An 18462-nucleotide genomic window follows, 5' to 3' on the forward strand; every position below is an offset into this window, starting at 1 on the left:
ACCTCGCCTTGCTCGCAAGCGGAAGGGTATTGGTGCAGTTGTGTGAAGTCTCGCTTGGTAAAGCGGACTCTTTTCGGTTTCTCTGTCAAATTCCAAAGCCAATTGAGGAATCAATTGGGAAACCGTAGACGATTCCCGCACCTCGCTATAATTGCGTAAGTAACGCTCGCGTTCAATCAAGAAAGAAAGGCAATCCTATGGCGAAATTGGACATCGGCAGCACCCCGCACGACTTCACTCTGCCCAGTGATGGCGGCGGCACGATTACCCTGTCGGAGCTGCGCGGGCAGCCGGTCGTGCTCTATTTTTACCCCAAGGACGACACAAGCGGCTGCACTCAGGAAGCGATCGAATTTTCAGGTCTCAAGCCGCAATTCGACAAGCTCGGTGTGAAGGTCATCGGCATGTCGCCGGATCCGGTCAAGAAACACGACAAGTTCAAGAACAAGCATGGGCTCAAAGTCGATCTTGTTGCAGACGAAGACAAGGCGATTACCGAAGCCTACGGTCTTTGGGTTGAAAAGAGCATGTATGGCCGCAAATATATGGGCGTCGAGCGGACGACCTATCTCATCGATAAGGCGGGGAAGATCGCCAGAATCTGGAACAAGGTGAAAGTTCCGGGTCATGCGGCTGAAGTGTTGGAAGCAACCGCGGCACTTGGCGGATGATTTGTCCGCTTCACTACCGATTTGATTCAAATGCAGCGCATTTGTCAGAGTTTATTAACCCTAACAGAGTGTAATGTCTCATGGATTGAAGCTGCAAACCAACGAGCATGGCGGCGATGAAGAAGCCAAAAAATACCAGCATCTTCGGCAGCACGAACGAGCCGCACACGATAATCATCGCGAGTGGCGAAACGATCCGGCATTTCACCATGAAGCCATGGATGGCATATCTTGGCGGCACCCTCGCTCTTGGGCTCGCCGCCAGCTACCTGATTGCAACTTCTTATCTTATCTTCCGCGACGACCTCATAACGGGCAGTGTCGCCCGCCAGGCCCGCTTGCAACAGGCCTATGAAGACCGGATAGCCGCGCTGCGTATCCAGCTCGATCGCGTGACGAGCAGGCAATTGCTCGACCAGAAGCTGATGGACGGAAAGGTCAGCGAGCTCATCCAGCGGCAAAAGGCGCTCAGCGAGCGGACAGAGAAACTCGCGCCTGTGCTCGAGAATGCTGGGGAGGCAGGCACCCTCACTACAGGCACAAACGCCGTGGTGAACTCCGACGACGCAGAAGGCTTTTATGGTATCGACCCGATCATCACGGGTCCCGCCACGACGACGCGCAAGCCGGCGCCGCGCGATGACAAGGGTACAAGAAGTACCGACAAAGCAGAACTTCTGCTGAAATCCATAGATCGATCGCTGACCCGGATCGAATCACTACAGACCCGACAGATGATGGCGCTCTCCAACACCGCTTACGAGAACGCCGACAGGATCATCGATGCTTTGGCCGGGACTGGCGTGAAACCGGCTCCCGGAGATGCAGCAACGGGAACTGGTGGACCGTTGCTTTTGACCAGCGCCAGTCCGGTGTCAGGTTTCGACAGCCAATACACCGATCTCGATGAGGCGCTACATCGGCTCGAAATTGCCAGGAACCTGGCGAAATCCGTACCAATCGCCAATCCCGTTCCCGGTATGCCAGTCTCAAGTCCATTTGGCTCGCGCGCAGACCCGCTTCTCGGCATGATCGCGTTTCATTCCGGCATGGATTTCCGCGCCATTTCAGGCAGTTTGGTTCAGGCCACGGCGAGCGGGATCGTGACAGCAGCCGACTATAATGGCGGCTATGGCAACATGGTGGAGATCGATCACGGCAACGGGCTTGCTACACGCTACGGCCACTTGAGCCAGATCCTCGTCAGAGTCGGCCAGCGTATCAATCTTGGTGATGCGCTCGGCAAGGTCGGCAGCACCGGTCGCTCCACGGGCCCTCATCTGCACTACGAAGTGCGCAGAAACGGCGCTGCGGTCAATCCGGTGAGCTTTTTGGCCATCGGCCGTCAGTTGGCGGCGCAACTTTAATACTAGACATAAGATATCATATATTTAACCAGCCAGCCGTGAAAGGATGGCTGGCGTAGTCTGGCGGTTATCAACTTGACAGGGTGCGACGAGGCGAGAAGCCTGATGACTTCAAGGCGATGCCAACAATTGGTCAGGGTGTCGAGGAAATCAGGATCTGGGACCCAAATGGAACCTACAGATTACTCTATATCTCCAGATTCTCAGACGCAGTCTATGTCCTGCATGCGTTTCAGAAAAAACGCAAGCCACACCAGAGCAAGAGATGAACCTCGCAAGGGTGCGCTACAAACAGCTTAAGAGGCAAGTATATGGTGGAGATTGAAACGTTTGACAGTGTTTGGGATGCGATAGCCGATACGCCAGCAGAGGCTGCCAACCTGAGAGCCAGAGCAGAGCTGATGAGGCAGATATCCCAAATTATTGACGAGAATGGTTGGAAACAGACTGAGTCAGCTGTCCGCTGTGATGTGAGCCAGCCGCGCATAAACGATCTGTTGCGCGGGCGCGTTTCGCGATTCTCACTCGACGCATTGGTTAATATCGCGACGGCACTCGGCCGTCGCGTACATATCGAGTTGAAAGCCGCCTGATTCAGGCGATATCTTCGACTTCCACGTCTGTCCCATGCACGCGGTGGGCCAAGGCGGCCTCCATGAACATGTCGACTTCGCCGTCAAGCACGTCTTGCGGGCTTGTACTTTCGACGCCAGTCCGCAAATCCTTCACCAGCTGGTAGGGCTGCAGCACGTAGGAGCGGATCTGGTGGCCCCAGCCAATATCGGTCTTGGACGCCGAGATTGCATCGGCAGCCTGTTCGCGCTTTTCCAGTTCTGCCTCATAGAGACGGGCGCGGAGCATGGACCAGGCTGTTGCCCGGTTCTTGTGCTGCGAACGTTCCGCCTGGCATTGCACGACAATGCCGGTGGCAATGTGGGTGATGCGAACGGCCGAGTCGGTCGTGTTGACATGCTGTCCGCCGGCGCCGGATGCACGATACGTATCGATGCGCACATCGGCCTCGGTGACCGCGATATCGATGTTGTCATCGACGACCGGGTAAACCCAAACGCTCGAAAAGGATGTGTGCCGCCGCGCATTCGAATCGTACGGCGAGATGCGCACCAGCCGGTGCACACCTGACTCGGTCTTCAGAAGTCCATAGGCGTTGTGACCTTTGACCAGGATTGTCGCGGACTTGATACCTGCCTCTTCACCATAATGGACTTCGAGCAGTTCAACCTTCATGCCCTTGCGCTCGGCCCACCGCGTATACATGCGCAAGAGCATATTCGCCCAATCCTGGCTTTCCGTCCCGCCTGCACCCGAATGCACTTCGAGATATGTGTCATTGGCATCGGCTTCGCCCGACAGCAACGTATCGATCTGGCGGCGGTCGACTTCCTGCTTGATGGTGCGGATATTCTCCTCCGCCTCTGCAACGATCGACTTGTCACCCTCCTCTTCGCCCATGGCGATAAGTTCGATATTGTCCTCGAGAGACTGGGACAGACTTCGGATGGAATTGATGCCGTCTTCAAGATGCTGGCGCTCGCGCATCAGCTTCTGCGCTTCCTGGGCGTCATTCCAAAGCGAAGGATCCTCGGCAAGCTGGTTCAGATAGCCCAGACGTTTGATTGATGTATCCCAGTCAAAGATGCCTCCTCAGCAGGCTTATGGCCTGCTTGATTTCATCGACAAGGGTCTCGATCTCGGCGCGCATCGGCAATCCGTTCCTTCTTCGTGCTCGAATTTCGGCGGACCATATTGTCTGGCCCGTCCGATGTAAAGTGTTTCACAAACCGTCTTGGCATGAAGCCGGAGGCCACGCAGGGAGTATTAGGATTCAGGTCAGGAAGAGGCGAAACGGTGGGTTTCGAGCAACGGAGCGCAGTGTACATTTCGTACATGAGCACCGGAGCGCAGATAAACGCCGTTTGCAGACCGTTCTGGCATGAAGCAGAGCGCCACCCAGGGAATGTTGGGATTCAGGTCAGGACGAGGCGAAAACGACGGATTTCGAGCAACGGAGCGCAGTGTACATTTCGTACATGAGCACCGGAGCGCAGAAAAACGCCGTTTGCAGGCCGTTCTGGCATGAATAGCAATACTCCCTAGAAGAGACCGCCGCCGCCGCCCTGTATCACGCGATTAACGTTCGGAGATTGCACGCCGACGGGCGAGCCTTCCGAGAACGTGTCCATGCCGATGACGGAATAGCTGTCGGCTGGTCCCGTACCCGGCTTGAAGGCTTCCATGATGACGTTCGCTCCGCCGGGTGCTGCGCGCATACCCGTCTTGCGATCGATCGGCAGGACGCTCATGCCATCGGGTACGCGGAAATCGACCGAGCGCTGTCCCTGCAGGGCAGCTTCGGCGAAGTCCTTGAACACAGGCGCTGCAAGGCCGCTGCCAGTGAAGCCATGGCCCATCGGCGAAGGGTCATCGTAGCCGAGATAGACACCGAAGACGAGGTCCGGCGTAAATCCGATGAACCACGCGTCCTTCTCGTCATTGGTCGTTCCGGTCTTGCCCGCAATCGGGCGGTTGAGGCTCTTCAGGATCGTCGCGGTGCCCCGTTGAACCACCCCCTCCATCATGGACGTGATCTGGTAGGCCGTCATCGGATCGAGAACCTGGTCGCGATCATCGATCAATTCGGGCTCAGGCTGGTTCTTCCACTCGTCCGCAGAGCAATTGTCGCATTTGCGCTCGTCGTGCTTGAAGATCGTCTTGCCGTAGCGGTCCTGGATCCTGTCGATCATGGAGGGCGTTATTTTGCGCCCGCCATTGGCGATGATCGAATAGCCGGTGACCATCCGCAGAACCGTCGTTTCACCGGAGCCAAGCGACATCGCAAGCACCGGCAGCATCTTGTCGTAAATGCCGAACCGCTCGGCATATTCGGCGACCAGCTTCATGCCCATGTCCTGGGCAAGCCGCACGGTCATCAAATTGCGCGATTGTTCAATGCCGTAGCGCAATGTCGACGGCCCCGCGAATTTCCCGCCATAGTTCTTCGGTGCCCATATTCCGAGGCTCCCGCCCTGGTCGATAGAGATCGGCCCATCGAGAACCACGGATGCGGGCGTATAGCCATTGTCGAGTGCAGCTGAATAAACGAACGGCTTGAAGGATGAGCCCGGCTGCCGCATCGCCTGCGTCGCCCGGTTGAACTCGGATTCGGCGAAGGAGAAACCGCCGACCATTGCGAGTACGCGCCCCGTATGCGGGTCCATTGCTACCGCGCCGCCTTCGATCTTCGGAACCTGATGCAGGTCGAATTGCGTATCGCTGCCTTCCTTCTTTTGCACGAAGACCACGTCGCCGACGTTGAAGACATTCTCCAGCGACTTGACGGTGGTGCGCTTGTCCCCATTAAGCATCCGGAACGCCCATTTTACATCGTCAGCCGCTATGGTGCCCTGCTTGCGTTCGGGAACGAGCTTGTCGGATGCATCACGCTGAGGCTGCAGGCCGATCGTAGCCTGCTCCGGTGTCACCTCCAGGATGACGGCCAGCTGCCAATCGGGCACATCGGAGAACGCCTTGATTTCGGAAAGCGGAATTCCCCAGTCGCCGTTCGTTGAAATCGTCTTGTAGGCCCCGCGATAGCCGCGCGCTTCGTCATATTTGAACAGCCCGTGCTGCAACGCTGCGCGCGCCTGTACCTGCATCTTGGGATCGAGCGTCGTGCGGACGGACAAGCCGCCTTCGTAAAGCGCATTCTCGCCGTATCGGGCGATGATCTGACGCCTGACTTCCTCGGTGAAATATTCCGATGCGAACAGATAATTGCCCGTATGGCGCGGCGTGACACCGAGCGGCTCGGTCTTGGCGGCCTTTGCTTCCTCGGCGGTGACGTAGCCATTCTCTGCCATGCGGTCGATGACCCAGTTGCGGCGCTCGACTGCGCGATCCGGCTGGCGGAAGGGGTGATAATTCGAGGGGCCCTTGGGGAGAGCCGCGAGGTAAGCTGCTTCAGCTACCGTCAGTTCATTGACTGATTTGTTGTAGTAGGTAAGCGCAGCCCCAGCGATGCCATAGGAGTTCAGGCCAAAGAAAATTTCGTTCAAATAGAGCTCGAGAATACGATCCTTTGAGTAGGCCTGCTCGATTCGGAAGGAAAGAATTGCTTCCTTGACCTTGCGTCCGATGGTCTGGTCATTGCTCAGGAGAAAATTCTTCGCGACCTGTTGAGTGATCGTCGACGCGCCCACCGGACGGCGCGATCCCCAGTTCTGGATATTGGTGATGACAGCGCGGGTAAGACCAGCAATATCCACACCGGGGTGCTGGTAGAAATTCTTGTCTTCGGCCGAAATAAAGGCCGCCTTCACACGATCCGGAACAGCCTGGATTGGCAGATAGAGCCGGCGCTGGCGTGCAAACTCGGCCATCAATGATCCGTCGGATGAATGAACGCGGGTCATGACCGGAGGTTCATACTTCGCCAGCACCTCGTAGTCAGGCAGGTCCTTTGACATGTTGACAACGTAAAGTGCGACGGCTCCTGCCCCCAGAAGCGCCATGACAGTGCCGATTCCGAAAAAATATCCGATCAAGCGTATCATCTGTATCCGGAACCCATTTCATCTGTTGGCATGTGCGTTACCAATCGCATGCCCTGACATGCAGATCGCATCGTGGAGATACCACCCCCGAAGGTACTCCCGGTCCGGCAATCGGAATAGACTAATGCCGGTAGTTCGGGACGCAATTGAGCGACAAATGTGACAAAGGCAAGGACAACCAGCGCCTATCCGCAATATAAATACGAATTGTGGGGTTTCGGCAACGCACGGATAGGTGATTTTTCATGCACTATTTCGGACTGCTGCCGCTTGCGGTCCAGCTGCCTCGCTGTGATCCTGGAGTGGTGTCTGGTCGGCGCAGCCTAAGTCGTCGTGATCCCGATCTTGTTCTGGATTTGCTCGATTGTTTCCTTGACGAAGAACGTCAGGCCGGCAGTCGTCGTCACGATGTGAGTACCCGTTCCATACGGGTTGAAAGAGACGACGTGAGCGAAGTTGAGCGTGATGTGATCGCCGTTGACATCGGTCAGATTGATCCACATGGCCGTATCTCCCTTCTTGGCAACGAATACTTCTCAGGGAAGCAGGATTCTCCCGCCGAGGCAACGACTTACCAGAGATTTCTCCCATCCAGCGTTTCCACCGGCAGCGAACCTGTGTCGAAATTGTCGAAAAGACGAATGTTCACGCTTATTCGCGGCCGATCCGAATCGGGCTGGTAGTTCGTCCAGGTGGGAACCTCGGAAAATGTCCCGCACCCGCACACATTGCAGTGATGGTGCTTGTTCAGGCTATTGCGCGCATAAACCGCGTCAGCCCCGGGAGTGACTGCTAGCTTTATCTGATCCGGCCTGTAGTAGGCCCAGAGTGCGCCGCGCTTGGTGCAAAACGTGCATGTACATGCCGTTATCTGTGCTGGTGCTTCGAAGATTTCCATCTTGACTGCGCCGCAATGGCAGCTCGCCTGAATTGTCATATGCTCCTCCCAGAAGCCTGTTTTCACCCGGGAATTCTAAACAGCCTGCCCTGCGACCCAACCGGACGACCACGCCCATTGAAAATTATAGCCGCCGAGCCACCCGGTCACATCAACGACCTCGCCAATGAAATATAGGCCCCTTGTCGTTTTCGACTCCATTGTTTTCTGGTCGAGGCCGTCAGTGTCCACACCGCCCAATGTGACTTCGGCCGTGCGGTATCCTTCGGAACCCGCGGGTTTGATCTGCCACTCGTTGACGGATTTCTCCACCACGAGGAGTTGCTTGTCGGAAATATCCGCCAGGTGAGTCTCAATCCCGCTATTTTCGGCGATGAGTTGCGCCAGGCGCTTTGGCAGCAATTCGCCAAGTGCCGTCTGCAGCGCTTGGCGGCCATTGCGGGCGCGGGCGGCGCGTAATACGTCGAAAACCTTCACGTCGGGGAGCATGGCAACAGAAATCACATCGCCTTCCCGCCAGTACGACGAAATTTGCAGGATCGAGGGGCCGCTCAAGCCGCGGTGCGTGAACAGCATCGCTTCGCGAAATTTCGTCTTTTCGTGGCTGACCACTGCATCGACGGCGATACCCGACAATGGCTTGAGCGGCGCAAGCGTATTCTCGTCGAATGTCAGCGGCACCAGTGCTGGCCGTATCTCAGTGAGGGCAAGCCCGAACTTCCTGGCGATATCGTAGCCGAAGCCGCTCGCGCCCATTTTCGGAATGGACTTCCCGCCACTGGCTACGACCAGTGATGAACACCGTACGCGCTCACCCGAAAGCTCAAGTTCGAAGCCCTCGCCTTCTTTAGCGAGTGAATCGACCGTCGTGCCAAGTCGAAGCTCGACGCCTGCCCTGTTCATTTCCTTGAGCAGCATATCGATAATCTGCTTTGCGGAGCCGTCACAGAAGAGCTGCCCGAGGGTCTTTTCGTGCCAGGCGATGCCATGGCGATCGACGAGACCGATGAAATCGCGCTGGGTGTAACGTCGCAGCGCCGAGATACAGAAATGCGGATTCCTGCTGATGAAATTCTGCGGGGAAGCGTTGAGATTGGTGAAATTGCAGCGGCCGCCGCCGGATATCCGGATTTTTTCGCCAGGTGCAGCGGCATGGTCGGCAAGCAATACGGAACGCCCCCGATTGCCGGCCTCGACGGCACACATCATCCCTGCGGCGCCAGCGCCAATGATGACGACGTCGACTTGTCTCATGGCGCCGGCAAAAGCTCGCCCGTTCGCCCGGTCAGCCGGTACGCGACGAGACCGATCCATTCTCTAAGCGCTATCGACACATTTTGCAGCGAGTCCTGCGGATTGTCATGCGTCACGCCCACGCCTTCCTCTCCCGAGGTGCGATAATCCGACGGCCAGGGAACGACCGCGAAGCCCACCGTTCGGAAAATACCCATGGATCGGGGCATATGGAACGCCGAGGTAATCAATAACCACGTTTGTCCCGGCTGGGGCTTGACCATTTCCTTCGTGAGAACCGCGTTCTCGTAGGTGTTGCGCGATTGGCTCTCCATGATGAGCCGATCGGGGGCAACACCCAGCGCGGCCAGCAGACGCGGTGCCGTCGTTCCATCCCCCTCGCCCTTCAGAAGCAGATTGCCGGATCCACCAGTCACGACAACCTTTGCTCCGGGATAGCGGGCTGCGAGAATGGCCGCTTCGACAAACCGGTCGCCGCTGGAATTCACCTCGTAACCGCCGCGCACGAGATTGACGCCACCTTCAAAACCGCCGCCAAGCACGATGATCCCGTCAATCCTGTCCGGCAGCGAAGCTGGACGCGGAAACCGGTCCTCGAGCGGATGCATCATCAGCGCGCCGAGCGACGTCCAGGCGCCAATCGCGAGGATCAGGAAAGCGCATGCTGCTGCAGTCAGCGCAATGCGGCGACGGGCGATCAGTAGCGCAACAACCGCCAATCCAATCAGCAGGATCGAGAGATTCAACGGCTCTGCGAAGAACCAGAGGATTTTTGACAGCGTGAAGAACATTCTATTGCAGCTCCGCCAGCATCTTCACCTTGTCGATCTCGCGTTCGAGACTGGTGGACCACTCCAGCCCCTGTTCGATAACACGAAACCCCTCCCGCTCGTATAGCCGGATAGCTCCCACGTTGCGGGCATGCGTGCTGATGCGAGCCCTGAGGTAGCCGGCATCCGCGATATGCCTCTTCAAGGTCCGTAAAATTGCCGAGCCAATTCCTTGCCCTTGAACCGCCGGGTCGACCCATAGGTCGGAGATGTAGTCGTTGTTCTCGTCGCGCGCGCCCCATCCCAAGACATGTCCATCAACCGCTGCCACCAGGACATTGGCATGGGAAGCCTCTGCAAATGCCTGGAATGCTCTTTCCACATGAGAGCGCATGCCCGGCAACTCGGGCTCGAAGGAAAAAATGTTGGACGCCCAGGCGCGCGAGCCGACAGCAGCTATGGCTGCAATGTCGGCTTCTGTTGCGGGTTTAATGCGAAACGAGGACATGTCGGACTGTCATGCCTGAAAAAAGCTGGGTGCTTCGGGTTACCACCATTTGGCAGCGTTGAACTTGCCTGCCGCCTGTTCGATCACGTAAGCGGTCTGGAACAAGGTTTCCTCGTCGAACGGGCGACCGATCAGTTGCAGGCCGAGCGGCAAACCGCGCGCATCAAGACCAGCCGGTACTGCGATCCCTGGAAGACCTGCCATGTTCACGGTCACCGTGAAAATGTCATTCAGGTACATCTTGACCGGATCGGCCGCCATATCCTGATCGGCAATGCCAAACGCGGCAGAAGGCGTGGCCGGCGTGAGGATAGCATCGACTCCGGCGTGGAAAACGTCTTCGAAGTCCTTCTTTATGAGAGTACGCACCTTCTGTGCCTGAAGGTAGTAGGCGTCGTAGTACCCTGCCGAAAGCACATATGTGCCAATCATGATGCGACGCTTGACCTCTTCGCCAAAGCCTGTGGCTCGGGTCTTCTCGTACATTTCGACGATGTCCTTGCCTGGCACGCGCAAGCCATAGCGAACGCCATCATAGCGGGCGAGGTTAGACGATGCTTCCGCAGGCGCGACGATATAGTAGGCCGGCAGTGCGTATTTGGTGTGCGGCAAGGAGATATCGACGATGGAGGCACCTGCATCCTTCAGCCATTCGATGCCCTGCTGCCACAGCCTTTCGATTTCCTCCGGCATGCCGTCGACGCGGTATTCCTTCGGAATTCCGATCTTGAGTCCAGCGAGCGGCTTGCCAATGGCCGCCTCGTAGTCAGGGACGGCGACATCGACTGAGGTCGTGTCCTTCACGTCGACCGAAGCCATGGACTTCAGGAGGATCGCCGCATCCCGCACGTCGCGGGCTATGGGCCCGGCCTGATCGAGCGAAGACGCAAATGCGACAATGCCCCAGCGTGAGCAGCGGCCATAGGTCGGCTTGATGCCGACAGTGCCGGTGAAAGCCGCTGGCTGGCGGATCGAGCCGCCCGTATCCGTCGCTGTCGCACCCGCGCACAGCCGCGCGGCTACCGCAGCAGCCGAGCCGCCGGAAGAGCCGCCGGGTACGAGATCGGCGTTGGAGCCTCTGGCGCGCCAGGGGTTTTTGACGGCCCCATAGTAGGAAGTCTCATTGGACGAACCCATGGCAAACTCGTCCATGTTGAGCTTGCCCAGCATGACGGCGCCGTCCGCCCACAGATTGGCGGTAACGGTGGATTCATAGTTCGGCTTGAAGCCGTCAAGGATATGCGACGCAGCCTGCGTATGGATGCCTTCGGTACCGAAAAGGTCCTTGATGCCGAGCGGAATACCCTCCAGGGCCCCGGCATTGCCGGAAGCAAGGCGGGCGTCGGACGCCTTCGCCATGGCCAGCGCCTTTTCCGGCGTTGTAACGATATAAGCGTTCAGCGCTTCATTGGCGTTCTCGATCGCCTCTATGTAAGCGCCAGTCAGCTCGGCAGCGCTGATAGTCTTCGCTTTCAGCTGGTCGCGCGCCTCGGCAATAGTGAGAGCGGTCAGATCGGTCATATTCTTCTCTGGTCCTTATTGGGCTGGCGTCAGAGCCAGCCACTTTTCATAAAATGCACTATGTTCGGAGTCGGGGTAATCGAGCAGAACGCCACAGCGGGTAAAGCCGGAACGCTCGTAGAGCCGGTACGCGTCCGCGAAATCTCGTCCGGCACCTGTTTCAAGTACAAGCCGCGTGACACCCTTTTGCCTGGCGAGTTCCGTGATCGCCTCGAGTAAGGCCGACCCGACACGCTGTCCGCGGACTGCTGGTCGCGTGAACATGCGCTTCACTTCACCGACACCGCCGCCATGATCCTTCAGCGCGCCGCATCCGACCGCGACACCATTCTCGTCGCGCGCCACGAATACTGTCGTATCGGCACCGGCCATTTGCTCCACGGTCATCTTGAACTGGAACTCGATGGGCGACAGCGGCAAGAGGTGATCATTGAGTTCACTGACCAACAGCCTGACGTCATCCTGCAGCGGCGTTTCTACGGTAACGGAAATAGCCATCGTGATGCCTACTCGACGACTTTCGGAACGACGAAGAAGTTTTCCTCGTGGATCGGTGCATTGGCGACGATGTCGGCAGCCTTGCCTCCATCATTGACGATGTCGGAGCGCTTCTTCATCGCCATGGGCGTGACGGATGTCATGGGCTCGACGCCATCGACATTCACCTCGTTCAACTGTTCGACAAAGCCTAGAATGGCATTCAACTTACCGGTCATACGTGTGGCATCGTCTTCGCTGACGGCAATGCGGGCAAGATGCGCTACACGTTTGACGGTGGAGATATCGACGGACATTGGGGTTCCTGAAATTCAGATATTGGATCATGGAGCTATAGTGTCCGTTGCGGCCAAGCGCAACGGACAAGACGTCCTCGAATATACTACTGTGCTGGCGAAGTACCGGGACTATCTTCCTCGTCATCGGGTACGAGCACATTGTTATCCTGCGTCGGATCGCCCTCGAGTGTGCCGTCGCTTCCCGGCTCGACCATGGGGTCGGGGCCCTTCACGGGATTCCCGTTCACGCTCACCGAGCCGTCGGCTTTCTGATCGACGATCCATTGAATGTGTCCGTTGGGCAATTGTGTGCCAAAATCCTTGGCGAGCTTGGCGAAAACGATATAGTTCTTGATCTCGGGTTCCTGCTCGGACGCCTTGGTCAGACGGTTGACAAGTGCATCGAAATTGCTCATCTCCCATGTGGTTTGACTTGCAGGCTTCATCGCGGCGAACGAGACTTCGCCCTCGACCGATATCTCGCTGTCGGCCATCTTCACGAAGCTCTTGTCAATGACCACCTTTGGCGGACTGGCAAGGAAGGCGGCTGCGGTCTTCGCCTCGAATTCATCGGAGAACGGCTTTTCGCGCTTCAAGTCCATGTCCGCCACAGCGGCCCTGACAAGCGTGTCGAGATCGATGCCTTCCATACCGAAGCCGATTTCCATATCGGCGGGCAGAAACTGCACGCTCCATTCGGGTATCGGAAGTTCGGGATATTTCAGTCCACGAGTCCGCAACGTATAATGGTAGCCGCCACTCTTGCTGACGCCGTCAAGGTCCATCTCCTGAGATACGTTCCCGGCCGTAAATGGTCCAAGCGGAGTTTCGACCTTGAGATCGGAGAACTGATATGCGCCAGAAAGCTTGTCCCAGAAAGGCAGCGCAGCAAGGAGCTTCGTCTTGAGATCAGCCTGTTGCTGGTCGTTCAGCGTCGTCTCCTGCGCATGCGCAATCAAGAATTTCCATAAATCCAGAAACTCCAGGTTGCGGAAACCCTTGCCCTCGGCATTGACGTCGATCTGACGGCTACTCAGAACGATTTTCATCGGGCTTTGCGGCGCAGCGGCTGCGTCATCGGCAGCAGGCGGCGACTTGAGCGTCATGGTTTCTAGGAAATCCACCGCCGACTGGTTGCTGCTGAAATCGACGCCGCCTGATGCAGCAGCCGCTCCCTGCATTGCACCCTTGGCCGAGCCGGCGCTTACCTCGACGTCCTGGGTAGGACCGGTCGATTGCATTTTCATGGACCCGTAAGAAAACGAAGCCTCGGAGAAAGTCCCGATCTTCGGGTCGAAAGTTCCATTCATCTTGCCGTTGTCGACCGACCACTCGATTGCCTCTGGTCCCGTCGGTGCCGTTACCTCGACCGAGCCGCCGGGCACGGCTGTCGCCGAGATGGTCCAGGACCCATCGGCAAGCGGCCTTGCCAGCAGGCTGTATTGACCGAAGTCACCCTTGAAATAGTCCTGCTTGGGAAGAGATTCGAACAGTTTTGCCGTGCTGAAGGTGATGCGGTAACTGTCGCCATCAGGAACGACTGCGAATATATTCTTCTCGATCGCTTTCTTGCCGACATATTCGGACAATGTGGCAGCAAGTGCATTCGCACCATTCGCATCGACTGCCTGTGCAAACACAGGCGTCGTTGTCATCAACAGGCAGGATATCAGAAACAGGCCGCGCACATTGCTCTCCAGACTCGACGTTTGAAGAAGCTGCTTAACATCTCCCGTCAAACGGTAAAATGCTCATTCGTCCTGGCAACGATAACTTCGCTCGTTCCCCCTTCCATCCCGGCGACAAACTTGTCTGCCGTCTGGTCGATGATTGGAAACGATGCATAGTGACAGGGTATGACCTTGCTGAACTTGAAGTAGCGGCGGCTGGCCAGCGCAGCAACTGCCCCGCCCATGGTAAAGCGATCGCCAATCGGCACGATGCCGATTTCCGGCTGATGCAATTCGTTTATCAGCGCCATGTCGGAGAAAATGTCCGTATCGCCCATATGATAGAGTGTCGGCTCGTCGTCGAAATGCAGGACGACACCGTTGGCTGATCCGAGCGAATGGGAAACTCCGTCTTCCGTGAGTTGCGCGGATGAGTGCAGAGCATTGACATACGTCACGGTGAAACCGTCATACGCAACCGTCCCGCCAGTATTTGTCGGGTCGACACGCGCAACGCCGCGAGAACCGAGCCATGCTGCCAGATCCGCATTTGCGGTAACCAGTGCGCCCGTGTCCTTTGAAAGCTCGACCGTGTCACCGACATGATCTCCGTGCCCGTGCGTCAGGATGATGTGATGGACGCCTTTGGCGGCCTCCTTGACATCAACGCCCTTCGCACCCGGATTTCCAGTCAGGAACGGGTCTATGAGGATCGTGCTTTTTGCTGTTTCAATCCGAAAGGCCGATTGGCCGAGCCAGGTGATTTTCATGTGTCTATCCTTCCACTGTAAAGTGAGTGCTCGCAACATGGGTCCGATGAGGTTATGTGACAAGCTAGAGCAACAGCAGGAAGCGATCAAATTGACGGTACTGAAGATTGAAGAACTCGAGGACCATGTCGCCGATGGCAAGACCGTGGCTGGACTCGACCTCGGTACGAAGACGATCGGCATCGCCGTTTCGGATCGGGGATTTTCTTTCGCAAATCCGCGCCCGGTGCTCAGGCGCAGCAAGTTCACCCGCGACGCGCAGGACCTGTTGAAGGCTTTGGGCGCTGACAATGTCGGCGCGATTGTCATTGGGCTGCCGGTAAACATGGATGGTAGCGAGGGCCCGCGCGTGCAGGCGACCCGCGCCTTCGTCCGCAACATGGAAAAGCTGACCGAGCTTCCCTTCGTATATTGGGACGAGCGGTTGTCGACCGTGGCAGCGGAGCGCGCCTTGATCGGAATGGACGTATCGAGGCAGAAGCGCGCAGAACGGATCGACTCGGCAGCGGCGGCCTTCATCCTGCAGGGTGCGTTGGACCGGCTACAGAGCCTGCGTCAAGAAGCGGATGTGGACGGGAATTCCTCGATATAGGCAGCAGCTCGTGCTGCACGCCAGGCTTGCACCCAGGCGATAATCTGGCGACGGCGGCGGAACGCGATCAGACACAATACAAGCCCAGTATCGACAATGCAGGCACGTGCAACCAGTGGTGGAATGGTCTCCGGCGCGACGCCCAGTATGTTCCCGTAAATGCTGAAAACCTGATCGTGCATCTCGCGGCTGAAGAAAAACATGCCCATGCTCAGGTCATGGAGCGAGAGAAAATACCACCCCCACAGAAAGCCCAGAGGCCCAGCCCAGAAAATCAGGAAGCTGCGCATTCAGTTTCTCCTCGTGAGGGCTGGTCTAATCATTTTGCCTTAACCCTGCGTTTTTGCAGTGCATTTTCAGGTTGTAGTGATATCGTTTAAGAAGTTCACCGCAACGTAAACCTTTTGTTAAGGTTAATTTACAAAAATTTAATTCAAATTGAAGGCATTAGCGAGCCCCCTTTTTCGTCGCGGGCGCGATTTCTCGGTGAGCCAGACGGTTTTTTTTGACAAAACATGGCGGCACACGCAGTGCGTGCACTACGGGTCGGTCCAACCGGGTTGTGGTGAGTTGATCAGTTCAAAGTCGGATATAGCGAGCTGATAATGTTCTTGGCGTTATGGCGCGCGTCGAGCATGCCGTAGGTTGTGCGCCACTGACCTCCCAGACGCGTTTCGACGAATGCATCGGCAATGTCCTCCGATTGCAGATGACGCAGTTCCGCACCGGCGGCGGCCAAGGCGAGTTGCTCGGTCAATATACGCGCCGCGCCCTCGTCATTCTCGGCAACCCGCATTGCGGCGCGAAGGACTTCGACTGTTCCCTGCCCGCCGCGTCCAAGTTGCGCACCGATCCAGTTGAGAACCTCGTCGAAAAGCTGGGGTCCGCGCTTCAGGACGCGCAGTACATCGAGCGCCATGACATTGCCCGAACCCTCCCAGATCGCGTTGACGGGAGCCTCGCGATAGTAGCGCGCAAGATTGCCTTCCTCGATATAGCCATTGCCGCCGAGGCACTCCATCGTCTCGTAGAGCATCGCAGGTGCAATTTTTGCCACCCAATATTTGACGACCGGCGTCATCACGCGGGCGAAGGCTGCTTCGCCGCGGTCCTTGGCGGCATTGTCGAACGCCCGCGCCAGGCGAAGCGTTAGCGCCGTCGCCCCGGCGACGTCCAGAGCCATATCGGCCAGCACCCGCAGCATCAGCGGCTTGTCGATCAGCGGCCCCTCGAAAACAATGCGATGCCGCGCATGATGGACAGCCTCGGCCAGTCCTGCCCGCATCAAACCCGCTGAGGCGATGGCGCAGTCGAGACGCGTCAGCGTCACCATGTCGATGATCGTCTTGACCCCCTCGCCTGGGTTACCGAGCATCTGGCCGAGCGCATTGTCGAACTCGACCTCCGACGAGGCGTTCGAACGATTGCCGAGCTTGTCTTTCAGGCGCTGAAACCGGAAACCGTTGGACGAGCCATCGGGCAGGATGCGCGGCACAAGAAAACAGGAAAGGCCTTCACGAGCCTGCGCCAGGACCAGAAAAGCATCTGACATCGGCGCGGACATGAACCATTTGTGGCCGGTGAGCCGGTGGAAGCCGCTTCCGGCCGGCTCGGCCTTCGTCGTATTGGTGTGGACGTCGGTGCCGCCCTGCTTCTCGGTCATCCCCATGCCGAGCGTCAGGCCAGTCTTCTTGGCGGGCGATTTGTTGCTGGAATCATACTTGCGCGGCAGGATCAGCGGCGACCACTCACGATAGAGATTCGGGGCGGCCATCAGCGCGGCCAGGGATGCGCTGGTCATGGTCAGCGGGCACAGATGCCCGCATTCAAGCTGCGACGTCAGATAAAACCGCGCGGCACGAGACTGGTGCCGCAGCCCTGCCTCCGGTTTGGCGTCTTCCCATATCGATGAATGGAGGCCCTGGCTGACAGACCTTCGCATGAGCGCATGATAGGCCGGGTGATAGTCGACGACATCGATCCGGTGTCCTTGCCGGTCGTGAGTCCGCAGTTTTGGCACTTCGGTGTTTGCCAGCCTGGCCAGATCCTGCGCGTCGCCCGAAAGGACAAACTTGCCGTTCTGCTCCAATTCCGTACGCACGGCCTGCGGGAACCTCTTGGTTATCTGCAGCAATAGCGGATCGCCAAGATAGGCGTTGAGGCCGGTCATGGAAGGCGTCTGGTTGAGAACGTCGTGAGTTTTCAAAAAACTGTCCTGGTCATGTTTCGAAGTCGCTGGAACGCGCGCATTCCCTTATGGTAGCGAAGGTTCTGACAAGCGGTTAATGCACCTAATATATGAACTCTCGCGCTTGGGCCGTAAACTGATTAATCAAATGAAATGCCTGTCCCGCCTTTGCAGACCGGCGCCGCAGGCGATGAAATCCCGGTAGCATGGGATTGGTAGGCGAAGAGCCACTCACCCTCGCAAGATTCGACGGGGTGCCGAGTAGCTCTTAAGCCATACCGGCGTCAACAAAGGCTCGTGTCTCTTCCAGCACCTCATCCGATAGTGCCGGATCGTCGATTGCCCGTGCGAGGATCACTGCCCCCACCATCGCCGCCCAGCTTCCGATCGCCATGCGTCGCCTGTCTGCCGCATCCAACTGCGGCAGCGCCTTGCCGATACGGTCGATCTGCGAGCGAAGGCCTTCCGCCATGGCCGAACGTGCGGCGGGGGTCTGATGGCGGATGGCGGCGGCAAAGCCTGCCGTTGGGCAACCACCGGCGGCGTTGTCGCGATGGCCAGGCGAAAGGTACGAATTCACATAGGCGCGCAAATCTCCCCCTCCGCCTTCATCGGCAGCGAGGACGTGGGCAAGGCTCTGCGTGATCAAATCGTCCTTCGAACTGAAGTGGCCGTAGAACCCGCCGTGGGTGAGCCCTGCGGCCTTCATCACCTCCGCTACGCTGACCGCGTCAAAGCCCTTGTCGCGAAACAGCCGACTGGCGACTTCCAGAATCCGGCGGCGATTCTCCGCCATCTGCTCTCGACTGACTTTCATTTCAAGATTCTCCGCTCGCACCATTGACATTTACATGATGGCGATCATATTTAGATGCAATCATGATAACCATCATGAATATAGGT

General features: G+C 57.5%; 19 protein-coding genes and 1 pseudogene. 5 read left to right on the plus strand and 15 right to left on the minus strand.

Annotation, left to right across the window (positions count from 1 at the left end; translation table 11 throughout):
* Positions 1-197: 197 nt before the first annotated feature.
* From CU100_RS12475 to CU100_RS12490, 4 genes and pseudogenes are all read left to right on the plus strand, one after another.
* Positions 198-671, plus strand: coding sequence for a peroxiredoxin (locus CU100_RS12475; RefSeq protein WP_106716863.1), 474 nt, complete (start codon positions 198-200; stop codon positions 669-671).
* A 116-nt stretch (positions 672-787) separates the two neighbouring features.
* Complete coding sequence (locus tag CU100_RS12480) at positions 788-2038, plus strand: M23 family metallopeptidase (protein ID WP_106717255.1); 1251 nt, start codon at positions 788-790, stop codon at positions 2036-2038.
* A 77-nt stretch (positions 2039-2115) separates the two neighbouring features.
* Positions 2116-2307 (plus strand): annotated as a pseudogene (locus CU100_RS27650) (type II toxin-antitoxin system RelE/ParE family toxin); the annotation flags it as partial.
* Between the two features lie 42 nt (positions 2308-2349).
* Positions 2350-2631: a helix-turn-helix domain-containing protein gene (locus CU100_RS12490; protein WP_106716864.1), complete on the plus strand. Its 282-nt coding sequence runs from the start codon at positions 2350-2352 to the stop codon at positions 2629-2631.
* 1 nt (position 2632) lies between these two features.
* Here the strand turns inward: CU100_RS12490 and prfB are convergent.
* The 12 genes from prfB to CU100_RS12550 form a co-directional block, all read right to left on the minus strand.
* A protein-coding gene (gene prfB / locus CU100_RS12495) for a peptide chain release factor 2 (protein ID WP_106716865.1) occupies positions 2633-3761 on the minus strand; the annotation gives its coding sequence in 2 pieces (ribosomal slippage) (positions 2633-3691 and positions 3693-3761; 1128 coding nt in all).
* Positions 3762-4152: 391 nt separating this feature from the next.
* On the minus strand, positions 4153-6612 hold the full coding sequence (locus tag CU100_RS12500; RefSeq protein WP_106716866.1) for a penicillin-binding protein 1A: 2460 nt from the start codon (positions 6610-6612) through the stop codon (positions 4153-4155).
* 323 nt (positions 6613-6935) lie between these two features.
* Complete coding sequence (locus CU100_RS12505; RefSeq protein ID WP_106716867.1) at positions 6936-7115, minus strand: hypothetical protein; 180 nt, start codon at positions 7113-7115, stop codon at positions 6936-6938.
* Positions 7116-7183: 68 nt separating this feature from the next.
* The gene (locus tag CU100_RS12510; RefSeq protein ID WP_106716868.1) at positions 7184-7549 is read right to left on the minus strand and encodes a GFA family protein; all 366 of its coding nucleotides are present in this window, start codon (positions 7547-7549) and stop codon (positions 7184-7186) included.
* A 36-nt stretch (positions 7550-7585) separates the two neighbouring features.
* A complete protein-coding gene (locus CU100_RS12515; protein WP_106716869.1) occupies positions 7586-8764 on the minus strand; it encodes a BaiN/RdsA family NAD(P)/FAD-dependent oxidoreductase in 1179 nt (392 codons plus the stop codon).
* A complete protein-coding gene (locus CU100_RS12520; RefSeq protein WP_106716870.1) occupies positions 8761-9555 on the minus strand; it encodes a YdcF family protein in 795 nt (264 codons plus the stop codon). The genes CU100_RS12515 and CU100_RS12520 overlap by 4 nt, the downstream gene beginning before the upstream one ends.
* 1 nt (position 9556) lies before the next feature.
* Positions 9557-10042, minus strand: coding sequence for a GNAT family N-acetyltransferase (locus CU100_RS12525; RefSeq protein WP_106716871.1), 486 nt, complete (start codon positions 10040-10042; stop codon positions 9557-9559).
* 39 nt (positions 10043-10081) lie between these two features.
* Positions 10082-11563, minus strand: a complete 1482-nt coding sequence (gene gatA, locus CU100_RS12530) for an Asp-tRNA(Asn)/Glu-tRNA(Gln) amidotransferase subunit GatA (protein WP_106716872.1) — start codon at positions 11561-11563, stop codon at positions 10082-10084.
* A 15-nt stretch (positions 11564-11578) separates the two neighbouring features.
* Positions 11579-12061 carry a GNAT family N-acetyltransferase gene (locus tag CU100_RS12535; RefSeq protein ID WP_106716873.1) on the minus strand — a complete coding sequence of 161 codons (483 nt, stop codon included), beginning with the start codon at positions 12059-12061 and terminating at the stop codon, positions 11579-11581.
* A gap of 8 nt (positions 12062-12069) precedes the next feature.
* Positions 12070-12357: an Asp-tRNA(Asn)/Glu-tRNA(Gln) amidotransferase subunit GatC gene (gatC, locus tag CU100_RS12540; protein WP_106716874.1), complete on the minus strand. Its 288-nt coding sequence runs from the start codon at positions 12355-12357 to the stop codon at positions 12070-12072.
* An 86-nt stretch (positions 12358-12443) separates the two neighbouring features.
* On the minus strand, positions 12444-14027 hold the full coding sequence (locus CU100_RS12545) for a hypothetical protein (protein WP_106716875.1): 1584 nt from the start codon (positions 14025-14027) through the stop codon (positions 12444-12446).
* 47 nt (positions 14028-14074) lie between these two features.
* Complete coding sequence (locus tag CU100_RS12550) at positions 14075-14779, minus strand: metal-dependent hydrolase (protein ID WP_106716876.1); 705 nt, start codon at positions 14777-14779, stop codon at positions 14075-14077.
* 91 nt (positions 14780-14870) lie between these two features.
* Between CU100_RS12550 and ruvX the strand changes: the two genes are divergently transcribed.
* Positions 14871-15371 carry a Holliday junction resolvase RuvX gene (ruvX, locus tag CU100_RS12555; protein WP_106717256.1) on the plus strand — a complete coding sequence of 167 codons (501 nt, stop codon included), beginning with the start codon at positions 14871-14873 and terminating at the stop codon, positions 15369-15371.
* On the opposite strand, the gene CU100_RS12560 is transcribed toward ruvX, so the two are convergent.
* From CU100_RS12560 to CU100_RS12570, 3 genes are all read right to left on the minus strand, one after another.
* Positions 15335-15661 (minus strand): DUF6105 family protein, encoded by a 327-nt coding sequence (locus CU100_RS12560; RefSeq protein WP_106716877.1) that lies wholly within the window; start codon positions 15659-15661, stop codon positions 15335-15337. The genes ruvX and CU100_RS12560 overlap by 37 nt on opposite strands.
* 284 nt (positions 15662-15945) lie before the next feature.
* Positions 15946-17577, minus strand: a complete 1632-nt coding sequence (locus CU100_RS12565) for an acyl-CoA dehydrogenase family protein (protein ID WP_106716878.1) — start codon at positions 17575-17577, stop codon at positions 15946-15948.
* A 250-nt stretch (positions 17578-17827) separates the two neighbouring features.
* Positions 17828-18376, minus strand: a complete 549-nt coding sequence (locus CU100_RS12570; protein WP_106716879.1) for a TetR/AcrR family transcriptional regulator — start codon at positions 18374-18376, stop codon at positions 17828-17830.
* Between the last annotated feature and the right edge of the window lie 86 nt (positions 18377-18462).

The sequence above is a fragment of the Phyllobacterium endophyticum genome (genome assembly GCF_003010935.1).
GTDB lineage: Bacteria > Pseudomonadota > Alphaproteobacteria > Rhizobiales > Rhizobiaceae > Phyllobacterium > Phyllobacterium endophyticum.